This is a genomic window from Porphyrobacter sp. TH134 (assembly GCF_002855495.1).
Taxonomy (GTDB): domain Bacteria; phylum Pseudomonadota; class Alphaproteobacteria; order Sphingomonadales; family Sphingomonadaceae; genus Erythrobacter.
In genome coordinates this window covers 21,054-44,447 of sequence record NZ_PKRO01000014.1, presented here as the reverse complement: position 1 = coordinate 44,447, position 23,394 = coordinate 21,054, and the positions used below count along the sequence as shown (strand labels likewise).

Here is a 23,394-nt window from a genome sequence, read left to right as displayed (position 1 = left end):
CGAGCTAGTCGGATGTGGCCCGCGTTGCAAGCGGGTGGCGGGAATTGACGAGGGCAACCAGCCGGGCGCTGTCCACATGGGTGTAGATCTGGGTGGTGGAAATGTCGGCATGGCCCAGCAGGGTTTGCAAGACGCGCAGGTCCGCCCCGCCTTCCAGCAGGTGCGTGGCAAAGGCATGACGCAGCACATGCGGGCTGATGGACGCAGGATCGATCCCGGCCCGGCCCGCGAGGCCTTTGATAAGCTGAAACAAGCGCACCCGGCTGAGGTGCTGGCCGGCCGTGCGGCCATTGCCGGCCGGAAACAGATAGCGCGACGCCGGTATCTGCGGGCGCAGTTCAAGCCAGCGCCCCAGCGCCGCCAAGGCGCGTGCACCGACCGGCACCAGCCGGGTTGCGCCGCCCTTGCCCGTTACTGTCAGAAATGGCGCATCGCGCGGAACCGCGTGCACCGGCAGCGCCGCCAGCTCGCTCGCGCGCAGACCCGAACCATACAGCAGCTCGATCACGGTCAGCAGCCGCACCGCCTTGGGATCGTTCGTGGCCGCTTCTTCCTCGGCGCGGGCAAACAGGGCGGTGATCTGGTCATGCCCCAGAACCTTGGGCAACGCGCGGCGCGTGCGCGGGGCGGGCAGCGCGCCAGACGGATCATCCTGACGCCAGCCTTCATCCACTGCAAAACCAAAGAATTGCCGCAGCGCCGATGCCTTGCGCGCCACGCTCGCAGGCGCAAGGCTGGCCCATTCGCCCGCCAGCGATGCAACCGCATCACGCGGCGCTGCCGCCAGATCGCCGATGGCTTCTTCGGCGCCATCAAGATCGCGGCGATAGGCCGACAGCGTGTTCAGCGCGGCGCCGCGTTCAGCCGCCAGCATTGCAAGAAACGCCTCGGTCGCGGCGGACATTACCCGCGCGCCACAGCCTCGGCCGCGATCATCCTTGCCTCGGCTTCAAGCCCTGCGCGGGTCAGCGCGGATGTGATGTGATACAGATGAAGCGGGGTCATCTGCGACCAGCTTGTCCCCTGCATCCCCAGCCCTGCCAGCAACACCGCCAGCGCCGGATTGCCGACCGCGCCCGCGCGGGCGATCGCGTTGGTCCAGCGGGTCTGGCGCGCGAGATCGAACCCGAGATCATCGGCCAACGTGGCAGCATCGCCTTCGTCCAGACGACCCAGGCCGGCCAGCCCGGCGACCAGAAAGGCAGACTTGCGCGATCCTTCGCTATCGTCGTTGCCGATGAAACTTTCGACCGCACCCTGCCCCACTGCACCATTACTGCGCGGGGAAGCGAGAGCGATCAACGCCCAGCCCAGCGAGCCTTCCTCGACCACATTGGCCCAGCGATCGGCATTGCGATCAAGCCCGGCGGCCAGCATGGCAGCGATCAGATCGCCGGCGGCGCCTGCGTGATCCTCGCTCGCCGGAATACGGGCCGCGGCATAGGCAGTCAGCACGCGCGCGCCGTAGCCATCCCCTCCGCCCAGCGCCGGACCCGCCGCCCACAACCGCTGCATGGCGGCAATCCGCGCAGCAGGATCGCTCGCCAGATAGGCCTCGCGCAGGGTTGCCGCATGGGTCTGCGCGTCGCCTGCGGCGGCGGGATCGCCGTAGATCTCGGAATAGAGATCGACCATCGCATCGGCCGACAGAATGCCCTCCCGCGCGGCGATACCGGCCAAGGGCGCGCGCTGGCTGGCCGGCAGCATCGGCAGCAGCGCGCCGGCGCGGGCATAATAGACCCCGTCCTTCGCCTTCAGCGTGCTATCCAGCAAGCCTTCCGGCAAGGGTTCGCCCACCGCCGTCGCTACACCGAACCGCCACGGGTTGAGCGCATCGACCCCCTGCCATTCGATCTGCACCGCCCGCTGTCCGCGCCCCGCCGCCCCGGCAAAGCGCCGCGCCAGCAGCACATCGATCCGCGGCGCCGCCCCGCGAAACAAGGCACGGTCTAGCTGCGAGGCGGCCAGTGCAGGCTCCCCGGCATAAGCGTTGCAAATCGCCTGCCACAGCTGCCATTCGCCATCGGTCCGCTGCGAGCCTTGCATGCGCACCGCCGGACAAGCGCCGGTCAGATCGCCGCTGGCAAGATAGGCCGTCAAGGCTTCCTGCGTCAGCGCAGGCGACCAGCTGGCGCTGTCGATATCCTGCACCACCGCGCGGGCCAGCGCATATTCGCCGATCCGGTTGAGCACGCCCACCCGCAGCGCGGCAAATTCGACCGGGTCCATGCCCAGCGGCGCGGCAAAGCGGCTGGCCAATGCGCGGCGCAGCAGGATGTGCCCCCAGCGCGATACCACCGGGCTTTGCGTGCCTTGCAGCGCGGCCCGCACCAGCGCGATCGGCTGATTGGCGAGCGCGGCGGGCGGCAATCCGCCTTCGTCACTGGCCAGCACACCCACGCGGGTCAGCGCCCGCTGTGCGCCGGGCGGAATATCGGACTTCGGCTTCAACCCGAGCAGTTGGTCAAGCTCTTCGGTCGACATGTTTTCGAGCGCTTCAAGGCTCGGCAAGCGCGACAGGTCGCTGCGCGAAATGGACGGCAGCGGCGGCAGGGTGGCGGGATCGACCGGCACGCCGGGCAGCGGCGCGGTGCCGGGCTGCGCAACCGGCGGTGGCGGCGGCGCAGTGCCGGGGGCAGACGTCGGCGCCGGGCTGGCACGCGGGGTCGGCGCGGGCGCGGGATCATCAAACCCCGGCGGCAGCAGCGATTCGGGCTTGCCCTGCGCAGCGGCAAAGCCGGACACAGCCGCCCCGCCCAGCGCGCCTGCCAGCCCGATGGCCAGCACGCTCGCACTCCAGCGCAGCCGGGTCATTGCCCTTGTCCCGGCAAAGCGACGGTTTCGGCAATGGGATGAAGCGGCTCTTCCCCGCCATCGAACCACGCGAGCACCAGCAGCACGGTCGCCGCTACGCCCGCAATCAACGGCCAGCGCCGCGGGCGCGGCAGCGGAGTTTCCTCAAGCCCGGAAGGGGAGAGACGCGGTGGGCGGCGCATGCTTACCATATTGCGCGTGCCCTAGCCCATCTATAGGCCCTGCGGCAATGTCCGCCGCACCCCATCTCAACGATCCTGCCGCGCTAGCCGCCATCGCCGCGCGGGTTTCGCGCCCGGTGGTGCTGGTCGGCCTGATGGGCGTGGGTAAGACGACAGTGGGCCGCAAGGTTGCCAGCCTGCTCGGCCGCGGCTTTGTCGATGCAGACGAAGCCATTGTCGAGGCCGCCCAGCGTTCGATCCCGGAAATCTTCGAAACCTTCGGTGAGGCCTATTTCCGGGATGGCGAACGCCGGGTCATCGCCCGCCTGATGGACGAAGCCCATGGTGTCATCGCTACCGGCGGCGGCGCGTTTGTCGATCCGTCCACCCGCGCGCTGATCCTTGATCGCGGGATCGCGGTGTGGATCGATTGCGACATTGATACGCTGGTGGAACGCACCGCACGGCGCGGCAACCGCCCGCTGCTGCAAAACGGCGATCCCAAAGAAATCCTCACCCGGCTGGCGCAGGAACGCGCGCCCTTCTACCGGCAGGCCCCCATCCGCGTTGTCAGCGAAACCGGCCCCCACGCCGATACCGCCCGCGCGATTATCGAGGCAATTGACCAATGGCTGTAATTCCTGTCGCTCTGGCCGGGCGCGCTTATGATGTTGTGATCGAAGAAGGCGTGCTGGAACGGATTGCCGATGTGGCCGCGCCGTTTCTGAAAGGTTACGCCAGCGGACGGCGGGTGCCGTTCGTGGCCGATACCAACACGCACCGCCTGTATGCCCCAGCGATCACCGCCAATCTTGCCGCCAACGGTTTCACGCCGGATTGGTTCGTGGTCGAACCGGGCGAAGACGCCAAGACCTGGGGCGTGCTGGAACGCTTGTGCGACTGGCTGCTGGCGCTGGGTGTCACCCGCAAAGACCATGTGTTTGCGCTGGGCGGCGGCGTGGTGGGCGATCTGGTCGGATTTGCCTGCGCGATCACCAAACGCGGCTGCGGCTTTGTGCAATTGCCAACGACCCTGCTGGCACAGGTCGATTCGTCGGTCGGCGGCAAGACCGCGATCAACACGCGCGCGGGCAAGAACCTGATTGGTGCCTTCCATCAGCCCGCCCTCGTCCTGATCGATCCGCTGGTGCTGGCCACCCTGCCGCCCCGCGAAATGCGCGCCGGTTATGCCGAGGTGGTCAAATACGGTCTGCTCGGCGATGCGGCTTTCTTTGCATGGCTGGAAGCCAACGCAAACATGGTGTTGGCGCGTGAACCTCAGGCGCTTGAGCATGCCATTGCCACCAGCATTGCCATGAAGGCCCGTATCGTCGCCGCCGACGAGCGCGAGACGCAAGACTTGCGGGCGCTGCTCAATCTTGGCCACACCTTCGGCCACGCGCTGGAGGCCGAGACCGGCTTTTCCGACCGCCTTCTCCACGGCGAGGCGGTGGCGCTTGGCATGGTGCTGGCAGCGCGTTATTCCGCGCGGCGGGGAGAGATTGGCACCGCTGACGCCGAACGGGCGGCTGGCGCGATCGCTGCGGCGGGCTTGCCGGCGAGCCTTTCAGCACTCGGCCTCGCCTGCACCGGCACGGTGCTGGCCCGCCACATGCGCCACGACAAGAAGGCGGAAGGCGCCACCCTGCCCTTCCTGTTGCTGCGCAAGCTGGGCGAGGCTTACGTGGCGCGCGATGTCGATCTGACCGATATTGCAGCCTTTCTCGATGCGGAACTGGCCGCATGATGATCGCTCCTGCCGACCTCGATGATGGTCAGGTGCAGTGGCTGATCGCCTATCATCAGCAGGCGATGCTGGCGGGATCGCCCGCCGGACACAGCTTTGCGCTGGATTTGTCGGCCTTGCGCGATCCGGCGATCAGTGTGTGGGACGCGCGCATTGACGGCATGGTGGTGGGCATCGGCGCGATGAAGCGGCTGGAAGACGGCGCGGCGGAGATCAAATCCATGCGCACCCACCCTGATTTCCTGCGCCGGGGGATTGCAGCAAGGTTGCTGGACACCATGATCGACCATGCCCGCAGCCTTGGCGTTACCCGGCTCAGCCTCGAGACCGGCAGCGGCCCGGCGTTTGAACCGGCGCTTGCACTCTACCGCAACCGGGGGTTCGCCAATGGCGCGGCTTTCGGCGAATACCGCTTGAGTGCGTTCAACCAGTGCCTGCACCTCGCACTGGACTAAATGCGCGGGATCAATGCGCCGGACGGCTCGGCAGCTTGGCGACATTGCCCATTGGCTCTGCCGCTGCGCGCGCCGCCTTCATCGCTGCTTCTTCGCCGAGCATTGCATCATGCTCGGCAAACAGCCGCTCAATCTCGGCGCGGCGTTCCAGCATCATGTAAGCGATGCCCGGCGCTAGGCTTTCGCCTTCGCCGATCTGGCCCAGCAGCCCCGCCAGATCGCTAACAGTCGCCTCACGCGCGGTTTTGAAGAAATTGCCTTTCCGGTCGAAAAACCCGGTTCCGGTGTGTGCCATGATCAAATTCTCCCCCGAGATTTAATCTGCCGCCGCGGGAGATACCGCGACTCGGCAATGGCAGAGTGTCTCACACCTGCGGGTGGTGGACAGGGGCCCCAATAAAATTGTGCCGGAAATCACGAGATGGGCGCAGATATGCAACAGGCGCGCAAGGGTATTGCCGAGCCGGGCAGCAATATGGCCTGTTGCCGCACAAACGCGATAACAGGATCGCCGATCCGGACACAGCGGTCGCCGTCTGGCGGTTCACTGGGGCGCAGGATAGCTGGCTACGCTGAGCGCTTGTCAGCAGCGCTCAGCGTGGCCCTTGCCTATTCCAGTTCCAGGATCACCGCGTCCACCGCGAGGCTCTCGCCCTCGGCGGCGTTGATCTTGGCGATCACGCCTTCCTTTTCGGCGCGCAGGATGTTTTCCATCTTCATCGCCTCCACCGTCGCCAGCGGCTGACCGGGCTGCACGGTTTCACCCTCGGCGACGTGGAGCTTCACCAGCATGCCGGGCATCGGGCAAATCAGGTAGCGCGAGAGATCGGGCGGGACCTTTTCGAGCATCAGGCTTTCATGCCGGGCCAGCCGCTGCGGCAACGCCAGAACCGTGTGCGCCGCGCCGCGGGTGGTGACCTTCCACTGGTTGCCGATGCGCTCGACGATCAGGCCGAGCTTGTGCTCTGGCCCGTCTCCGATCTGGCCGGTTGCTTCGGCCTGCACCATGCCGGGTCGCCAGTTGCACGTGCCTTCGACCCGCACACCGCCGACCACTGCGTGGCCCTCGCCAAGGGTGACGTCGAAGCGCTCGTCGCCCAGCTTGACCAGCCACTCGCTGGTGACCGGGAGCGGCCCGTCCAGCTGGCCGGTGATCCGGCGCGCGCGGCTTTGAAGGGTGAATTCGTTGCCCGCGCACACGGCGGCGAGGATGCGCTTTACATCGTCGCTGGTCGCCGCGCCGTGGAAGCCATCGGGGTATTCCTCGGCGATGAAGCCGGTGGTGAGCTCACCCGAACGGAAGCGCGGGTGCTGCATGATCGCGCTCAGGAAATCGACATTATGGCCGAGTCCCTTGATGCGGAAATTGTCGAGCGCTTCGATCTGGAGGTCCGCCGCTTCGTCGCGCGTGGGTGCCCAGGTGATGAGCTTGGCGATCATCGGATCGTAGAAGCGCGAGACCTCGCCGCCTTCATACACGCCGTCATCGACGCGCACCGAGCCGGTGCCGCGCGCGACCCCGCGCCGGGCCTTGCCCGCCACCTGCTCGTCCTCCTGCCAGCCAGCCAGCGGGGGCTGATAATGCACCAGCCGCCCAGTCGAAGGCAGGAAGCCGCGATAGGGGTCTTCGGCATAGACGCGGTTTTCGATCGCCCAGCCGTCGATGCCGATATCGTCCTGCGTCATGGCAAGCTTTTCGCCCGCCGCCACGCGGATCATCTGTTCGACCAGGTCGATCCCGGTGATCGCTTCGGTGACGGGGTGCTCCACCTGAAGCCGGGTGTTCATTTCGAGGAAGTAGAAGCTCTCCCCCGTCGGGTCCGCGCCACTGACGATCAGCTCGACCGTGCCCGCGCTGTAATACCCCACCGCGCGCGCCAGAGCGACGCATTGCTCGCCCATCGCCTTGCGCATTTTCGGCGTCACAAACGGCGATGGTGCTTCCTCGACCACCTTCTGGTGGCGGCGCTGGATCGAGCATTCGCGCTCGTTCAAGTAGAGGATATTGCCGTGCTGGTCGCCGAGGATCTGGATTTCGATGTGGCGCGGATTGAGGATGAACTTCTCGATGAACACACGGTCATCGCCGAAGGAGTTCAGCCCCTCGCGCTTGACGCTTTCAAAACCTTCGCGCACGTCGGCTTCGCTATAGGCAAGGCGCATCCCCTTGCCCCCGCCCCCGGCGCTGGCCTTCATCATCACCGGATAGCCGATCTCGTTGGAGATGCGCACCGCATGTTCGGTATCCTCGATCTCGCCAACGAAGCCGGGCACGACATTGACGCCCGCCTGCATCGCGAGTTTCTTGGATTCGATCTTGTCGCCCATGGCGGCAATCGCGCCAACGGGCGGGCCGATGAAGGCGATGTTTTCCTTGGCGAGCGCCTCGGCAAATGAGGTGCGTTCGGACAGGAAGCCGTAGCCGGGGTGGACGGCCTCAGCCCCGGTCTGCTTGCAGGCGGCGATGATCTTGTCCGCGATCAGGTAGGATTCGGCCGCGGGCGACGGGCCAATATGCACTGCCTCGTCGGCCATCGCCACAAACGGCGCGCGCGCGTCAGCGTCGGAATAGACCGCTACGGTCTTGATCCCCATTTTGCGGGCGGTGGTGATGACCCGGCAGGCGATCTCGCCGCGGTTGGCAATCAGGATTTTCGAGAACACGGGCAAACCTCTCGTGCAAAAGCATGATCTTTCGCTCCGGGCTATGCCGAGGTATTAAGCGCACCGCAAGCTAGCGGATTTGGGGCGACAGGCTGCAATGGCAGAGCGGACCATGCGCGGTCCGGCATTGGCGGAACGCTGATTTTGTGCGAAAAACTTGTGGATGCAGGGGCACCGCACGCAGCAGAATTTTGCCGTCACACGGCTGTAGGGTTAGGAAGGCAACCTGCAGGTTCTGCATGAAACACTCTCACCAGCCGGGAACACGCGCTCGATCTCCAAGGATGACCCCACGATGACACTGACCCTCTCGCCGCGATCCACCCTGCTGGCCGCCGGACTGATGTTCACGCTGTGCCCTGCGGCTCACGCCAGTACGACGCAGGGCACCGCCCCGCTGCTGCGCGACACACAAAGCGCCATTGATGTGCAAACAGCGCTGATTGCCAAGGCGGATCGCAGCTTTTCCGAGCTTGTGTTCGGCATGACGCGCGAGGCTGCGGCAGACCTGCAACTGCGCGAGATTATCGAACAGGATTGCGACGTGAACGGGCAGTGCGATTGGCTGATCGCCAGCGCGCCGCACGTGCGCCATGCCTTCGATGAAAACGGCACGGTCGACCGCAAGACCATCATCATCGACGATTACGGCAATGGCGCGGTGCGAGCGCTGGGCATTGGCAACGCCCGCCTGAAGGAAGACGTGGTCGATGCCGTTGCCGCCTATCTGCCCGGGATCGCCTTTACCTGCCGGTCAGTGGAAGAAGCGGGCGAAGGCGAAGGCCGGTCATCATGCGGGGCCACGCTTGGCGGCGCGAACATCAAGCTGATCTTTGCCGATAGCGATGTGCTGGCAGAGGTGCACCTGTACCGCGATACCGGGATCTGACGCAAAGCGCTGGCGGTCAGTCAGCGGCCCCTTGCGCATAGGCGATAAGGCTGGGCGCATAGGCCGGCGCCCCCCTGCGGTCGCCCTCCCCGCTGACGAGGGTCTGCACCGCCTTGCCCAGCATGGCGATATTGGCGGGCGAGAGACGCCCAAGCGGCTCGACATAGATGCCGATAGTGAACACGATCGCGCCGGTTGCTGGCAGGCGGCGCAGGGTCTGTCGTTCGGAGCGCACGAACAGGGTCTCGCCCGCGTTGTGCGGCGTGACATGGGCGAAGGCTTCGGCGGGCGGGCGGTCGGGGAGCCAGCGGCGGTTATCGGTCGCAGCGATGAACCAGTTGCACCGGCCATAGATCGCGCCGGGGCGCAGCGTCTCCATGAAGCGGTCGACGCCGGTCGCGAGGTGCTCCTCATAGCCCGCAATCGGCGCGTGGAGCGCGCGCAAAGGCAGGCCGATTTTCTGCGCTGGATGCCAGTCCGAAGGCCATGCGACGGCGGCTCCGATCAGGCGGTAGGCCTCCTCGCCCTCGCGCCGGGTAAGCAGGCACAGGTCTTCGTGGACGGCCAGCGCCGCTTCGGGGAGCGCGCCTGCAACGCCCAGCATCGCCGCCAATTCGCGGCCCGGTTCGGCCACCTCGGGCGATAACTGCACCCCTTGCGGCCAATCGGCAAAGCCTGCTGCACGCGCCGCCAGATCGGGCGCAGGCTGGAGCCACTCGTGCTCCGCCAGCTTGACCAGCCCCATGCGCAATTGCCCGCCGCCGCGCGCCTTGGGGAGCAGGGCGTCAACGGAAAAGCCGAGGGTCATCCACTTTCCCCGTCACCCCAGCGAAAGCTGGGGCCTAGGGCCGTGAAGGGCTGTGCTTGCCGCCCGAGGTCCCAGCTTTGGCTGGGATGACGAGAGTAGAGCGCAGTCACCCCGCCCCGCCCCGCTTCTCGCAGCGCAGCACCATGCCGTAGTCCGCCAGCCAATCCGCGCTGGTCGGCAACAGATATTGCAGCGCCTCGGGCAGCAACCCGTGCAATGCGGTCGCGTGTCGCAACTGATTGCGGCGGTCGGAGAAGCAATAAGCCTGGCCCTCGGGCAGCGCCTTGAGCAGGCGCTCCATCGCCGTTTCGGTCGCCCCGCCCTCGTCCGCCAGGCTGAGGTAGAGCGGCGGGCGCTTGTCCTCGCCCACGGCCCGGCGGCTCAGCGCCTCGAAGTCCCATTGCAGGCTGGGGCTGATCGCGGCGTAACCGGTGAACAGCCCGGGGTCCTGCGCCCAGGTCTCGACCACGAAATGCCCCGCTGCGCTTTCGCCGACAAGGAACGCTGTGCCATCGTGGCGGTAGCGGGCCTCGATCATCGGCTTGACCGTGGCCGCGATCCACCGGCGGAAGCTCTCGCTCTCACCCGCGCTGGGCCAGCGCTTGGCCTCGGCGGGATCGGCGGAGGGCGGGAGGAGTTCGCGCTGGCGGTCCTTCGTTTCGATCCCGACGATGATCGCGTCCCGGCTGCGCCCCCACAGCGCTCCCCAGCGCATCAGGCCCGCTCCCATCATCAGGTCCTGCTTCATGGCCCCGTCGAGCAGATAGATCACCGGCCAGCGCTTGTCAGGATCAGCGGCGTAGTCGGGGGGCAGAATGATGTTGATCTGCCGCGCTTCCCCGAGCGCCTCCAAAGTGACCGTCTCGCCGATCGTCAGCGGTACAGGCTCGGGCGCGGGAGCCGTTGCCAGTGCCGCTGCGACGAGAAGCGCGATCACTCCGCCGGCACCGCGCTCTTGCACGCCCGCGCGGGTTCCTCGCCTTTGAGCGCGGTCAGGCCCAGTTTGGCGAACAGCGCGCCGTCGCTGTCATCGCCCGCATTGGGCGCGGTCAGCAGCTTGTCGCCGGTGAAGATCGAATTCGCACCTGCAAGGAAGCACAGCGCCTGTGTCGCCTCGGACATGGACTCGCGCCCCGCCGACAGTCGCACCATCGAGCGCGGCATGGTGATGCGGGCCACCGCGACGGTGCGGACGAATTCGATATCGTCGATCTTGGCCAGCGGCGTGTCGGCCAGCATATTGCCCAGCACCGTGCCCTTGACCGGCACCAGCGCATTGACCGGCACGCTTTCGGGGTGCTGCGGCAGGGTGGCGAGCGTGTGGACAAAGCCCACCCGGTCCTCCCGCGTCTCCCCCATGCCGACGATCCCGCCCGAGCACACGTTGATCCCCGCCTTGCGCACGTGATCCAGCGTATCGAGCCGGCATTGGAAATCGCGGGTGGAGATAACGCGCTCGTAATACTCCGGCGAGCTGTCGATATTGTGGTTGTAGTAGTCGAGCCCCGCCTCGGCGAGCATTGCTGCCTGATGCGGTTCGAGCATCCCTAGCGTCATGCAGGTCTCCAGCCCCATGTCGCGCACGCCCTTCACGATCTCGACAATCGCAGGCATGTCGCGGTCCTTGGGATTGCGCCACGCCGCGCCCATGCAGAAGCGCTGGCTGCCCGCATCCTTCGCCTGCGCCGCGCGCTGGAGGACGGCCTGCACGTCCATCAGTTTTGTGGCTTCCACGCCGCTGTCAGCGCTGACCGACTGCGAGCAATAGCCGCAATCCTCGGGGCACCCGCCGGTTTTGATGCTGAGCAGGGTGCACAGCTGCACCTGCGTGGGCGGGTGGAATTCGCGGTGGACGCTGGCGGCCTGGAACAGCAGCTCGGTGAAGGGCAGGTCGAACAGCCCTGCGATTTCGGTGCGGGTCCAGTCGGTGCGGGGGTGGGTCATTGCTTTTGATCTCTGAAAATGAAGGCGATCGCCAAGGTCGTGGTCGTGATAAACGAGAGGATAGCGAAGCCAAGGATCGGCCAATCGAACGCTGCTTCGTAACTTGGAAGCAGCGCCGCCACTAAGAACATGCCGTAAAAATGGACGAGGAAAATAGTTGGAACTGCAATCGCCAAGAGAAAAAGCCGAACAGCGAGTTTCATCTGGCTTCAACCCTTCGTCATCGCAAGGAACCGCTGGCTCCGTGGCCAACCAGCAAAACCCAATAACCGTTCGGGCTGAGCTTGTCGAAGCCCTGCACTTCCCTCTGGCCTGACAGGGCAGAAGAAAGGCAGCCCTTCGACAAGCTCAGGGCGAACGGGGTTGGGGAAATTCTACTCCGCCGCCTCGTCCAGCCCCTCACCAAGCGGCGGCATGTTGTGGCCGAGCAGCACCAGAATATCCGCCGCGCACTCCACAACATTGCTTCCCGGCCCGTAAATCCCCTGCACCCCCGCCTCGCGCAGGTAGTCGTAGTCCTGCGGGGGGATCACGCCGCCTGCCGTCACCTTGATATCGCCGCGCCCAGCTTCGCGCAGGAGCCGGATCAGTTCGGGGATCAGGGTCTTGTGGCCTGCCGCAAGGCTCGACGCGCCGACCACATCGACATCGTGTTCAAGCGCCATTGCGACCGATTCCTCGGGCGTCTGGAACAGCGGGCCGGAGACGACCTCGAAGCCCATGTCACCGAACGCGCTCGCGATCACGTTCGCGCCGCGATCGTGGCCGTCCTGGCCCATCTTGGCGATCATGATGCGGGGCTTGCGGCCCAAGCGGCGGCCCACGGCCTCGACCCCGTCCGTCACCTGCGCCCAGCGGCGGTCGAATTCATAGGCACTGGCATAGACGCCGCTGACCGGAGCGGGCGTGGCATCATGGCGGCCGAAGACCTCTTCCATCGCCGAGGAAATCTCGCCCAGCGTCGCATCATGGCGCGCGGCCTCGACCGCCAGAGCCAGCACGTTCTCGCCCGCAGCGCAGCCCGCCGTCAACGCCGCCAGCGCCGCCCGGCAAGCCGCCTCGTCGCGCCCTTCGCGCACCTTGGCGAGGCGTGCGATCTGCCCGGTGCGAACCATCTGGTTGTCGACCTCGAGGGTCTCCAGCGCGTCTTCGCTTTCCTTGCGATACTTGTTGACGCCGACGATCACCGTCTCGCCCATGTCGACCTTGGTCTGCTTTTCCGCCGCCGCGCGTTCGATCGCGGCCTTGGGCGCGCCGGTGGCGACGTAGGCGGTCATCCCGCCTGCCGCGTCCACCTCGGCCATCATCGCTTCGGCCTCGGCCACCAGTGTTGCGGTCAGCGCCTCGATGTAATGCGAGCCGCCGAGCGGATCGACCACGTTGCAGATCCCGCTTTCTTCTTGCAGCACCAGCTGCGTGTTGCGGGCGATGCGGGCGCTGAAATCGGTGGGGAGCGCGATGGCTTCATCGAGCGCGTTGGTGTGGAGCGACTGCGTGCCGCCGAGCACTGCCGCCATCGCCTCCACCGTGGTGCGGATGACGTTGTTGTAGGGGTCCTGCTCCTGCAAGCTGACGCCGCTGGTCTGGCAGTGGGTGCGCAGCATCTTGGAGCGTTCGTCCTTTGCGCCGAGATCGTCCATCACCTTGTACCACAGCGTGCGCGCGGCGCGCAGCTTGGCGATCTCCATGAAGAAGTTCATGCCGATGCCGAAGAAGAAGCTGAGGCGGCCCGCGAAGGCGTCGATATCGAGGCCTGCCGCCATCGCGCGGGCGGCATATTCCTTGCCATCGGCGATGGTGAAGGCGAGTTCCTGTACCGCCGTCGCCCCGGCCTCGTGCATATGGTAGCCGCTGATCGAAATGCTGTTGAATTTCGGCATGTTGGCCGAGGTATATGCGATGATGTCCGAGATGATCCGCATCGAAGGCTCGGGCGGGTAGATATAGGTGTTGCGGACCATGAACTCCTTGAGGATGTCGTTCTGGATCGTGCCTTCCAGCTTGTCTTGCGACACGCCCTGACGCTCGGCCGCGACGATGAAGAAGGCCAGCACCGGGATCACCGCGCCGTTCATCGTCATGGAAACGCTCATGGAATCCAATGGGATCTGGTCGAACAGGATCTCCATGTCCGCAACCGTATCGATCGCCACGCCCGCCTTGCCGACATCGCCGACGACGCGCGGGTGATCGGAATCATAGCCGCGGTGGGTGGCGAGGTCGAAGGCGACCGACAGGCCCTTCTGCCCCATCGCCAGATTGCGGCGGTAGAAGGCGTTGCTCTCCTCGGCGGTCGAGAAGCCCGCATATTGGCGGATGGTCCACGGACGGCCCGCATACATGCTCGCCTTTACGCCCCGGGTGAAAGGGGCGAAACCGGGCAGGCCGGGGTCGAAGCCAGCGTGATCTTCCGCTGTGTAGAGCGGCTTGATCACGAAACCTTCGGGCGTGTGCCAGGTGAGGTCGCGGCCCTTCACTTCCTTGGCGGCGAGGGCGTTCCAGTCTTCGAGGGTCGGTTTTTGGGTCATATGATTATCATATCCGTTCGGGCTGAGCCTGTCGAAGCCCTGCCCTTCTACTTGAGCCTGGCACCCGAAGAAGTGCAGCCCTTCGACAAGCTCAGGGCGAGCGGGTGTGGGTATGCGGAGGAGCCTTACTCCCCCTTGAACTCCGCTTTCCGCTTATCGAGGAAGGCCATGCCGCCCTCCATCGCATCCTTGGTCGCGCCCGCGATACGCTGGCCCTCGGCTTCCGCCAAGAGCACCATTTGCAGGTTCTGATCGAGCGCGACTGCGATATTGCGCTTCATCGTGGCGTAGGCGACGGTCGGCCCGTTGGCGAGCTTTTCGGCGAGCGCGCGCGCCTCGGTCATCAGGTCGGCATCCTCGACGCACTTGTAGACGAGGCCCCATTCCTCGGCCTGCGTGCCGCTGATCTTCTCGCCCAGCATCATCATCTGCGTCGCGCGGGCGCGGCCGATGGCGCGGGTGAGCAGCCAGGTCGATCCGCCATCGGGCACGAGGCCGATATTGACGAAGGCTTGCAGGAAATAGGCGCTCTTGGCCGCGATGGTGAAATCTGCCGCCAGCGCCAGCGAGCAGCCGACACCCGCCGCCGGGCCGTTGACCGCGCAGATCACGGGGACATTCGCGCGGATCAGCTGGCTGATCGCCGGGTTGTAGTGATTGATCAGCGCCTCGTGGCTGCCGCCCTTGCCGCCCAGCGCCGAGCCATCGCCGCGCGCCGACAAATCCGCGCCCGAACAGAAGCCCTTGCCCTCGCCGGTGATCAGCACCGCGCGCGCATCGCCGAGGTCATAAAACGCCTGTCCCAGCTCGTCCGCCATCTGCGGCGGCATGGCATTGAGCCGCTCGGGGCGGTTGAGGGTGATGGTCAGCAGCGGGCCGTCACGTTCGACGCGGATGGTTTCGTAGGACATTCTTCTCTCCGGGGGTTCAGTTCGACCAGTGCGTGCCCTCTTTGGGCGTCTCCATGATCTCGGTAAGCATGCCGCCCATGTCCTTGGGATGGACGAAAAAGATAGGGGTGCCGTGCGCGCCGATGCGGGTGGGGCCGAGGATGCGCTTGCCGAGCGCCTCGAACTCGCTGCGCGCCTCGGCGATGTCGGGCACTTCGAAGCACAGGTGATGCTGCCCGCCCAAAGGGTTCTTGGCGAGGAAGCTTGCGAGGGTGGAGTTTTCGCCGAGCGGCTCGATCAGCTCGATTTGCGTTCCGTTCATTGCCCCGTCCGCAGCCGGCGTGTCGACGAAGCAGACCTTCACGCCCTGCTCTTCAAGGTCGAAGGGCGTGTGGAGCTTGGTCGCGCCCATGACGTCGCGGTAGAAGGCGATGCTGTCAGCGATGGAGGGCGTGGCGACCCCGATGTGGTTCAATCTTCCCAGCTTCACTGGTGCATTCCTCTCTCAATTCCCGTCATGCTGAACTCGTTTCAGCATCCATTCTGCGGCCCGCACCGCCGGTGCGTGGGGCGGGATGGACCCTGAAACAAGTTCAGGGTGACGAAGGTGGTTATGGCGTGGCGACCCCGATGTGCTTGAGGCATCCGAGTTTCATTTCGCACTCCGATGAATTTCAAAAATACGGTCTACGATTGCGCGGCTTCGGCCGCTCAGCCCTAGGCCGATATATTCAGTCTCAACCCACTCAAGATAAGCAAGCATGTCCGCTTTGCTCTTGCCTTGGTTCAACATCTGAAAAACCTGATGGGCATAGCTGCCATATTCACCTTCGGCGTCGGGCATATCGTTGACGCCTATCGGATCCCACTCCTCCCAAAGGAGGCGCTTCAGCTGTTCGAGTTTATCAATCACAGCGGAATATTGTCATGCTTCTTCCACGGGTTCTCCAAACTCTTCGTCCGCAGCTTCCTTAGCCCCAGCGCGACGCGCTTCCTCGTCGAGTGCGGATAAATCACCTCATCAATATACCCGCGCTGGGCGGCCACGAAGGGGTTGGCGAAGCGGTCTTCGTATTCCTTGGTCTTTTCGGCGATCTTCTCCGCATCGCCGCGGTCCTGGCGGAAGATGATCTCCACCGCGCCCTTCGCGCCCATCACCGCGATTTCCGCCGTGGGCCAGGCGTAGTTGAGGTCGCCACGCAGGTGCTTGCTCGCCATCACGTCATAGGCCCCGCCATAGGCCTTGCGGGTGATCACGGTGATCTTGGGCACGGTCGCCTCGGCATAGGCGAAGAGCAGCTTGGCGCCGTGCTTGATGATCCCGCCCAGCTCCTGCGCGGTGCCGGGGAGGAAGCCGGGGACGTCGACGAAGGTGATGATGGGGATCTCGAAGGCATCGCAGAACCGAACGAAGCGCGCGGCCTTCTTCGAGGAATTGATGTCGAGCACGCCCGCCAGCACCATCGGCTGGTTCGCCACCACGCCCACGGTGCGGCCTTCGACGCGGCCGAACCCGCACAGGATATTGCCCGCGTGCATCGGCTGAATCTCGAAGAAATCGCCCTCATCCAGCACCTTGGCGATGACTTCGTGCATGTCATAGGGCTGGTTGGCGTTATCGGGGATCAGCGTGTCGAGGCTCATGTCGAGCCGGTCCCACGGATCGCTGGTTGGCAGTTCGGGCACGCCTTCGCGGTTAGACAGCGGCAGGAAGTCCATAAACCGGCGGGTCGCCAGCAGCGCCTCGACATCGTTTTCATAGGCGAGGTCTGCCACGGAGGTCTTGGTGGTGTGGGTGATCGCCCCGCCCAACTCCTCCTGCGTCACGACCTCGTTGGTGACGGTCTTCACCACATCGGGCCCGGTGACGAACATGTAGCTCGAATCCTTCACCATGAAGATGAAGTCGGTCATCGCGGGTGAGTACACCGCCCCGCCCGCACACGGCCCCATGATGAGGCTGATCTGCGGCACGACGCCGCTCGCCAGCACATTGCGCTGAAACACCTCGGCATAGCCGCCGAGGCTGGCCACGCCCTCCTGAATGCGCGCCCCGCCCGAATCGTTGAGGCCGATCACCGGCGCACCGACCTTCAGCGCAGTGTCCATCACCTTGCAGATCTTTTCGGCATGGCGCTTCGACAGCGAGCCGCCGAACACGGTGAAATCCTGCGAGAAGACATAGACCAAGCGCCCGTTGATGGTGCCGCTGCCCGTCACCACCCCGTCACCCGGAATGCGCTGGGTTTCCATCCCGAAATCGTTGCAGTCATGCTCAACGTAAGCATCGACCTCTTCGAAGCTGCCTTCGTCAAGCAGCACGTCGAGCCGTTCGCGCGCGGTCAGCTTGCCCTTGGCGTGCTGGGCGTCGATCCGCTTCTGCCCGCCTCCCATGCGAGCAGCTTCGCGGCGGCGTTCCATTTCGGCGATGTTGGCGGACACGCGGGTTCCTCTCCTCAAGTCTCTTGTCGCAACCCGTTGCCTTAGCGTGCGCCAAGCGTCAACGTGCCAAAAATGGCGGGAGGCGCGATGATGCAAGCGGCAGACGTAGTGGTGGTGGGCGGCGGGATCGCGGGGCTATCGGTCGCGGCGCGAATTGCGGCCCATCGGCGCGTGGTGGTGCTGGAGAGTGAAAGCGCGCCGGGCTACCACGCCTCCGGGCGCAGCGTCGCCTTTGCACATTATGGCCTTGGCAACGAACCGGTGCGCACGCTGACTGCGCTCAGCATGGCTGAACTGGCGGCGCATGGCTCTGTACATCCGGCGCTGCATATTGCTTCGGCCGATGAGATTGCGGCGCTTGATGCGCTGGAGGCGGTGCACCGGCGCTATGACTGCGATTGCGCGCGGATCGGGGCTGATGCCGCGCGCGCGCTGATGCCGGCGCTGAAGGCGGAAGCCTGCGCCGCGGCGCTGGTCGATCACGGGTCATTGAAGCTCGATACCCATGCAATGCTGCAAGCGGGCGTGGCCGCAGTGCGTGAAGGCGGCGGTCACGTAGTCACGGGCGCCCGGGTCAGCGCGATCCGGCGCGACAGCGCAAGCTGGCAGGTGGAAACCACAGCGGGGCATTTCGCTGCGCCGATCCTCGTCAACGCCGCAGGGGCCTGGGCGGACGACATCGCGCGCCTCGCCGGGGTCACCCCCATCGGCATCCAGCCGCGCCGCCGCACCGTTATCAGCTTCGCCGCGCCTGGTGGTGAGGAGGTCAGCCACTGGCCCTTCACCAAAACCGTGGGCGAAGGCTTCTACCTGCTGCCCGAGGGGCGCAGCCAGATCCTCGCCTCAGCGATGGACCAGACCCCGTCCGACCCTTGCGATGCTGCGCCGGAGGAGCTCGACATTGCCATCGCTGCTGACCGGGTGGAGCAGGCCACCACCCTCCCCATTCGCCGGATCAGCCACAGCTGGGCAGGCCTCAGGAGCTTTGCGCCAGACGAGCTGCCGGTGGTGGGCCATGCCGCCGCTGCGCCGGGCTTCGTGTGGTGCGCGGGGCAAGGCGGGGCGGGGTTCCAGACTGCGCCTGCGCTTTCGCGCATCGCAGCAGCGGCGGTTTTGGGCCTGCCCTTCCCCGCCGACTGCAACGATGCGGGCCTTTCGGCTGACACCTTCGCGCCCGCCCGGCTTGGCGCGTGACGCCTATTTGAACAGCACCAGTTCTTCCGCCATGGTCGGGTGAATGGCGACCGTCGCGTCGAAATCGGCCTTGGTCAGACCCGCCTTCACCGCGATGGCGGCGGCTTGCATGATTTCCGGCGAATCGGGGCCGATCATGTGAATGCCCACGATCCGGTCGTTCGCGGCATCGACGATCATCTTGTACAGGCTGCGCTCGTTGCGCCCTGCCACCACATTCTTCATCGGGCGGAAATCGGCCTGATAGACCTTGATATTGCCGAGGCTGTTGCGCGCCTCGCTCTCGGTCAGGCCGACCGCGGCGATCGGCGGGTGGCTGAACACCGCGCTCGGCACGCAGGAATGATCGACCGCGTAGGGCTCGCCCGGGCCGAACACGGAATCGGCAAAGGCCTGACCTTCGCGGATCGCCACCGGGGTGAGCTGCACCCGGTCCGTCACATCGCCCACAGCGTAGATGTAATCGATATTGGTCTTGCTGAAGGCATCGACCACGATCTCGCCCTTCTTGCCCGTCTCGACCCCGACAGCTTCAAGCCCCAGTCCTTCGATATTGGGCACGCGGCCCGTGGCAACCATCACGGCGTCATATTCGCACGCCTCCTGGCCCGTCAGCTTGACGAGCAGCGTGCCATCCGCCTGCTTCTCGATATGCTCGAACTCGGCGTGGAACAGGAAGGTGATGCCCTTCACCATCGAGATTTGCAGCAACCGGTCGCGCAGCGCGGCATCATAGCTGCGCAGGATCGTGTCAGACCGGTTGGCGATGGTGACCTTGCAGCCGAATTCGTTGAAGATACCCGCGAACTCATTGGCGATATAGCCGCCGCCCGCAATCAGGATGCGGCGCGGCAGGGTGTCGAGGTGGAACGCCTCGTTCGAGGTGATGACGTGTTCGTTGCCGGGAAACTCGGGGATCAGCGGCCGCGCGCCGGTGGCGATCAGGATGTGGGCGGCGGTAACCACCTTGCCGCTGGCCAGCGTGATCTGGTGGTCGCCGGTGATGGCCGCGCGTTCGTTGAAGACGGTGACCTTGTGATTGGAAAGCGTCTGGCCGTAGAGCCCTTCCAGCCGGGTTACGTCGGTCTGCACGGAATCGCGAAGGCGCGCCCAATCAAAGCGCTTGCCCTCGATCGTCCAGCCGAAGCTTTTCGCATCCTCCAGATCCTCGGCAAAATGCGCGCCGTAGACGAGCATCTTCTTGGGCACGCAGCCGCGGATCACGCAGGTGCCGCCGACGCGGTATTCCTCGGCCACGGCGACGCGGGCGCCGTGTGCGGCGGCAACGCGGCTGGCGCGCACCCCGCCCGAGCCTGCGCCGATGGTGAAGAGGTCAAAATCATATGCGTCGGCCATTGGTCGCTCCCGTTGGTTCGGGGTCGCATATGGCGGCGTGCGGCGGAGGCGACAACCTTACGCCTGCGAGAATCCGGATTTCGGACAAACAAAAGGCGGAAGGCTTGTCGCCCCCCGCCCTGTTTATATTGGCTGTGTCAGCGATCAGACGCTGGCAGCGCGCGGACGCCCGCCGCCACCGCCGCCGCCGGGACGGCCGCGACCACGACCACCGCCGCCACCGCCACCATTGCCACCGGGATGGCCACCGCCGCCCGGTTGACGGCGATCACCGCCGCCATGTCCGCCGGGACGGCCCTGACCACCTGAGCCATGCGCCTGCTGCGGCTTGCGCTCACCCTGCTGCGGACGACGCTCGCCCTGCGGGGCCGGACGACGCTCGCCTTCGGCACGGCGCTGGTCGCCCTGCGGACGGCGTTCACCCTGCGGCTTGCGGTCGCCCTGCGGACGCTGACCGAGCGGGCGCGGATTGACGCGCTTCATCGGCACGCGCGCGGCCGGCTTGGTCGGGCCTTCGCCTTCCACCACGGCGCGGAAGTTATCCGGCAGCGGCAGGCGCTCAAGCTCGGCGCCGGTCACCTTGCGGATATCCTTCAGATATGCGCGTTCGTCCTCGGCACAGAAGGCAATCGCGATCCCGCTCTTGCCCGCCCGCGCGGTGCGGCCGATGCGGTGCACGTATTGTTCGGGCACATTGGGCAGTTCGTAATTGATGACGTGGCTGACGCCGGGAATATCGATCCCGCGCGCGGCAACGTCCGTGGCGATCAGCACCGGCACGCGCGCCTTGCGGAATTCGTCGAGCGCGCGCTGGCGCTGCGGCTGCGACTTGTTGCCGTGGATCGCGTTGGCGGGAATGCCCGCCTGCTCCAGCTTCTTCACCACGCGGTCGGCGCCGTGCTTGGTGCGGGTGAAGATCAGCACGCGTTCGATCGCACCGGGCACGGTGTGACGGCCCTTCAGGATCATTTCGAGCAAGCTCAGCTTTTCATCCTGCTGCACCATGAACAGGTACTGGTCGATACGTTCGGCGGTGGTGCTTTCGGGGGTCACCGACACCTGCACGGGGTTGTTGCAGAAGCCGCTCACCAGCTCCTTGATCGCCTTGGGCATGGTCGCGCTGAAGAACAGCGTCTGGCGATCCTTGGGGGCCAGTTCCTTGATCTTGCGCAGCGCGTGAATGAAGCCGAGGTCGAGCATCTGGTCAGCTTCGTCGAGCACCAGGATCTCGATCCCGGCAAGATTGAGCGCCTTCTGGTCGATCAGATCGAGCAAGCGGCCCGGGGTGGCGACCAGAATGTCGGTGCCGCGGTGCAGCTTGTTGCGATCCTTGCCCACGCTGGTGCCGCCGACGATGCATTGCACCTTGAGGCCGGCGAGCGCGCCGTAATCCTTGGCGCTATCGGCAATCTGCACCGCGAGTTCGCGGGTCGGGGCCAGCACCAGCATGCGGCAGGACTTGAAGGGAATCTGCTTGTCGGCTTCGCGCAGCCGGTCGATGCTCGGCAGCATGAACGCGGCAGTCTTGCCGGTGCCGGTCTGCGCGATCCCGAGCAGATCGCGCCCCTTCAATACGGCGGGGATCGCCTGTTCCTGGATCGGGGTGGGGGTGGAATAGCCCTTGAGGTCAAGCGCCTGAAGAACGGGCTGCGAGAGCCCGAGGTCAGCAAAAGTCGTCATGGTAAATGCACTCGCAAATATCTGCGACGCGCGCTGGACCGGCCCGGACGACAAGCGTCCACAGGCACGCCACGCGCGGCGCGGGGGTTGAAACCGCCCGCGTGAAAAGGGAAGTCTTGGGGGTAGAACCGAAGTGCGGCCGGGGCGGATGTTTTCAGATTTCCGCCGCTTCACGCATGGCTAACGCGCTTCGATGTGGGGCATGTGGGCGTGATGGCGCGGAAAGTCAATCTATTCGTTCATCATCCCAGCCCCGCCGCCGCCATCAGCGCCGTGGTGCTTGGATCAAACTCCCCCTCGCCGCTTTCGATCTGCTTCGCGATCGCCTTGCCCAGTTCCACCCCGAACTGGTCGAAGGGGTTGATCCCCATCAAGACCGCATTGGCAAAGGTGCGGTGTTCGTGGAACGCGATCAGCGCGCCCAGCGCGGCTGCGTCGCAATCGTCGAGCAGGAAGGTGGTCGAGGGTCGGTCGCCCGGATAGGCGCGCGCCGGATCGTCGGACGGCTTGCCCGCCATCAGCGCGGCGCCCTGCGCGAGGCAGTTCATCAGCAGGATGCGGTGATGCGCCGGGTCGAGCGTGTCGCCCGGCTCAATGGCGACAATGAAATCCACCGGGATCAGGTGCGTGCCCTGATGCAGCAGCTGGAATACGGCGTGCTGCGCGTCGGTTCCGACACCGCCCCATGTCACCGCTGCCGTCGGCCCATCGACCGGCGCGCCGTCCACCGTCACGCTCTTGCCGTTGGATTCCATTTCCAACTGCTGGAGGTAATCGGGCAGCAACGCCAGCCGCTCGTCATAGGCGAATACCGCGCGGGTCTGGCAGCCGTGCAGCCGGGTGTAATACTGGTCGCAGAACGCGGCGAGCAGCGGGGCGTTGGCGCGGGCATTCTCATGGCGGAAATGATCGTCCACCGCCTTGGCCCCGGCCAGCATCGCCCGGAACGCTTCCATCCCGGTAGCCAGCGCGACCGGAAAACCAATCGACGAGAACAGCGAATACCGCCCGCCGACACTGTCGATGAAGGGCAGCACGCGGGTTTCATCCACGCCCCATTCCACCGCCTTTTCCGGCGCAGCGGTCAGCGCGACCACACGCCCGCCGGGGTCCTCAACGCCGCTATCCTCCAGCCATGCCAGCGCGCTGGCGGCATTGGTCATCGTCTCGGTGGTCGTGAAGGTCTTGGAGGCGACCGCGATCAAAGTGGTCTGCGGATCGCAGGCGCGGAACGCTGCTTCCAGCGCCAGCCCGTCAATATTCGAGACGACATGCACATCCACCAGCGCGCCCTCACGGGTCAGCGCGTCAATCGCCAGCGCCGGGCCGAGCGCCGAACCGCCGATGCCGATGGCGATGCAATGCCTGATCTCGCCCAGTGCGCCTTCATGAATGGCCTCGACCAGCATCCCCATGCGGGCGAGCAGCGCTTCGGCTTCCTCGACCTGCGCGGGCGTGCCGCTGCCGCGCAGCGCGCCGTGGGTGGCGGCGCGGCCTTCGGTCGGGTTGACGATGCCGCCGCTGAACAGCGCCTCGCGCGCAGCGGCAAAGCCTGCCGCGTCGGCCAGCGCCTCGAACGCAGCGAGCGCGTCATCGCTGAGATGGGTTTTGGAGAAATCGATCAGCATCCCGGCTTCGGGCAGGCTGCCTGATGCATCGGGCCAGGCAATGCGCCGGGTCAGCTGCGCGGGGCGGCCGGCGTCGGCTGCAAACAAGTCTGCCAAGCTTGGCCGGGCCATGGCCCGCAAAGTCGCCCAAGCCGCCGCGCGTGCGGTTGCGTCTTGTGCCGTGTTCGCAGTGTTCATCGCCGTTCCCCTTTGCG

General features: G+C 65.6%; 22 protein-coding genes. 5 read left to right on the top strand and 17 right to left on the bottom strand.

Going from position 1 to position 23,394, the window contains the following annotated elements; genetic code table 11:
• Window positions 1-4 precede the first annotated feature (4 nt).
• From C0V72_RS08225 to C0V72_RS16205, 3 genes are read right to left on the bottom strand one after another with little or no spacing between them, the layout of a single operon-like run.
• Window positions 5-904: a tyrosine recombinase gene (locus C0V72_RS08225; protein ID WP_101793382.1), complete on the bottom strand. Its 900-nt coding sequence runs from the start codon at window positions 902-904 to the stop codon at window positions 5-7.
• Entirely contained in the window at window positions 904-2,814 is a 1,911-nt protein-coding gene (locus C0V72_RS08220) for a hypothetical protein (RefSeq protein WP_101793379.1), read from the bottom strand. The genes C0V72_RS08225 and C0V72_RS08220 overlap by 1 nt, the downstream gene beginning before the upstream one ends.
• Complete coding sequence (locus tag C0V72_RS16205) at window positions 2,811-2,996, bottom strand: hypothetical protein (RefSeq protein WP_143704550.1); 186 nt, start codon at window positions 2,994-2,996, stop codon at window positions 2,811-2,813. The genes C0V72_RS08220 and C0V72_RS16205 overlap by 4 nt, the downstream gene beginning before the upstream one ends.
• 47 nt (window positions 2,997-3,043) lie before the next feature.
• On the opposite strand from C0V72_RS16205, the gene C0V72_RS08215 reads away from it, so the two are divergent.
• Genes C0V72_RS08215 through C0V72_RS08205 form a run of 3 tightly spaced genes read left to right on the top strand, consistent with a single transcriptional unit; the run spans window position 3,044 to window position 5,177 of the window.
• Entirely contained in the window at window positions 3,044-3,613 is a 570-nt protein-coding gene (locus C0V72_RS08215; protein ID WP_101793376.1) for a shikimate kinase, read from the top strand.
• Window positions 3,604-4,722, top strand: a complete 1,119-nt coding sequence (gene aroB, locus C0V72_RS08210; RefSeq protein WP_101793373.1) for a 3-dehydroquinate synthase — start codon at window positions 3,604-3,606, stop codon at window positions 4,720-4,722. Before C0V72_RS08215 ends, aroB begins: the two co-directional genes overlap by 10 nt.
• The gene (locus C0V72_RS08205) at window positions 4,719-5,177 is read left to right on the top strand and encodes a GNAT family N-acetyltransferase (protein ID WP_101793370.1); all 459 of its coding nucleotides are present in this window, start codon (window positions 4,719-4,721) and stop codon (window positions 5,175-5,177) included. The genes aroB and C0V72_RS08205 overlap by 4 nt, the downstream gene beginning before the upstream one ends.
• Window positions 5,178-5,187: 10 nt before the next feature.
• On the opposite strand, the gene C0V72_RS08200 is transcribed toward C0V72_RS08205, so the two are convergent.
• Window positions 5,188-5,472 (bottom strand): hypothetical protein, encoded by a 285-nt coding sequence (locus C0V72_RS08200; RefSeq protein WP_101793367.1) that lies wholly within the window; start codon window positions 5,470-5,472, stop codon window positions 5,188-5,190.
• 314 nt (window positions 5,473-5,786) lie between these two features.
• Complete coding sequence (locus C0V72_RS08195) at window positions 5,787-7,841, bottom strand: acetyl-CoA carboxylase biotin carboxylase subunit (protein WP_101793364.1); 2,055 nt, start codon at window positions 7,839-7,841, stop codon at window positions 5,787-5,789.
• A 295-nt stretch (window positions 7,842-8,136) separates the two neighbouring features.
• On the opposite strand from C0V72_RS08195, the gene C0V72_RS08190 reads away from it, so the two are divergent.
• A complete protein-coding gene (locus tag C0V72_RS08190; protein ID WP_101793361.1) occupies window positions 8,137-8,730 on the top strand; it encodes a hypothetical protein in 594 nt (197 codons plus the stop codon).
• A gap of 16 nt (window positions 8,731-8,746) precedes the next feature.
• On the opposite strand, the gene C0V72_RS08185 is transcribed toward C0V72_RS08190, so the two are convergent.
• The 9 genes from C0V72_RS08185 to C0V72_RS08145 form a co-directional block, all read right to left on the bottom strand.
• Entirely contained in the window at window positions 8,747-9,538 is a 792-nt protein-coding gene (locus C0V72_RS08185) for a heme-dependent oxidative N-demethylase family protein (protein WP_101793358.1), read from the bottom strand.
• A gap of 106 nt (window positions 9,539-9,644) precedes the next feature.
• Window positions 9,645-10,475 carry an alpha/beta hydrolase gene (locus tag C0V72_RS08180; RefSeq protein WP_233999847.1) on the bottom strand — a complete coding sequence of 277 codons (831 nt, stop codon included), beginning with the start codon at window positions 10,473-10,475 and terminating at the stop codon, window positions 9,645-9,647.
• Window positions 10,472-11,482 (bottom strand): biotin synthase BioB, encoded by a 1,011-nt coding sequence (gene bioB, locus C0V72_RS08175; RefSeq protein ID WP_101793356.1) that lies wholly within the window; start codon window positions 11,480-11,482, stop codon window positions 10,472-10,474. Before bioB ends, C0V72_RS08180 begins: the two co-directional genes overlap by 4 nt.
• Entirely contained in the window at window positions 11,479-11,685 is a 207-nt protein-coding gene (locus C0V72_RS08170; RefSeq protein WP_101793353.1) for a hypothetical protein, read from the bottom strand. Before C0V72_RS08170 ends, bioB begins: the two co-directional genes overlap by 4 nt.
• Window positions 11,686-11,856: 171 nt before the next feature.
• Window positions 11,857-14,010 (bottom strand): methylmalonyl-CoA mutase, encoded by a 2,154-nt coding sequence (scpA, locus tag C0V72_RS08165; protein ID WP_101793351.1) that lies wholly within the window; start codon window positions 14,008-14,010, stop codon window positions 11,857-11,859.
• Window positions 14,011-14,135: 125 nt separating this feature from the next.
• Window positions 14,136-14,921: an enoyl-CoA hydratase-related protein gene (locus C0V72_RS08160; RefSeq protein ID WP_101793349.1), complete on the bottom strand. Its 786-nt coding sequence runs from the start codon at window positions 14,919-14,921 to the stop codon at window positions 14,136-14,138.
• 16 nt (window positions 14,922-14,937) lie between these two features.
• Complete coding sequence (mce, locus tag C0V72_RS08155) at window positions 14,938-15,390, bottom strand: methylmalonyl-CoA epimerase (RefSeq protein ID WP_101793346.1); 453 nt, start codon at window positions 15,388-15,390, stop codon at window positions 14,938-14,940.
• Between the two features lie 162 nt (window positions 15,391-15,552).
• Window positions 15,553-15,813, bottom strand: coding sequence for a hypothetical protein (locus tag C0V72_RS08150; protein ID WP_101793343.1), 261 nt, complete (start codon window positions 15,811-15,813; stop codon window positions 15,553-15,555).
• Entirely contained in the window at window positions 15,810-17,342 is a 1,533-nt protein-coding gene (locus C0V72_RS08145) for an acyl-CoA carboxylase subunit beta (protein WP_101793341.1), read from the bottom strand. The genes C0V72_RS08150 and C0V72_RS08145 overlap by 4 nt, the downstream gene beginning before the upstream one ends.
• An 87-nt stretch (window positions 17,343-17,429) precedes the next feature.
• Here C0V72_RS08145 and C0V72_RS08140 point away from each other — a divergent pair, with 87 nt between their 5' ends.
• A complete protein-coding gene (locus tag C0V72_RS08140; protein WP_101793467.1) occupies window positions 17,430-18,536 on the top strand; it encodes an NAD(P)/FAD-dependent oxidoreductase in 1,107 nt (368 codons plus the stop codon).
• Window positions 18,537-18,539: 3 nt separating this feature from the next.
• On the opposite strand, the gene gorA is transcribed toward C0V72_RS08140, so the two are convergent.
• The 3 genes from gorA to pgi form a co-directional block, all read right to left on the bottom strand.
• Window positions 18,540-19,892 carry a glutathione-disulfide reductase gene (gene gorA, locus C0V72_RS08135; protein ID WP_101793338.1) on the bottom strand — a complete coding sequence of 451 codons (1,353 nt, stop codon included), beginning with the start codon at window positions 19,890-19,892 and terminating at the stop codon, window positions 18,540-18,542.
• Between the two features lie 144 nt (window positions 19,893-20,036).
• On the bottom strand, window positions 20,037-21,572 hold the full coding sequence (locus tag C0V72_RS08130; protein ID WP_101793335.1) for a DEAD/DEAH box helicase: 1,536 nt from the start codon (window positions 21,570-21,572) through the stop codon (window positions 20,037-20,039).
• A 242-nt stretch (window positions 21,573-21,814) separates the two neighbouring features.
• Window positions 21,815-23,377, bottom strand: coding sequence for a glucose-6-phosphate isomerase (gene pgi, locus C0V72_RS08125; RefSeq protein WP_101793332.1), 1,563 nt, complete (start codon window positions 23,375-23,377; stop codon window positions 21,815-21,817).
• Window positions 23,378-23,394 lie beyond the last annotated feature (17 nt).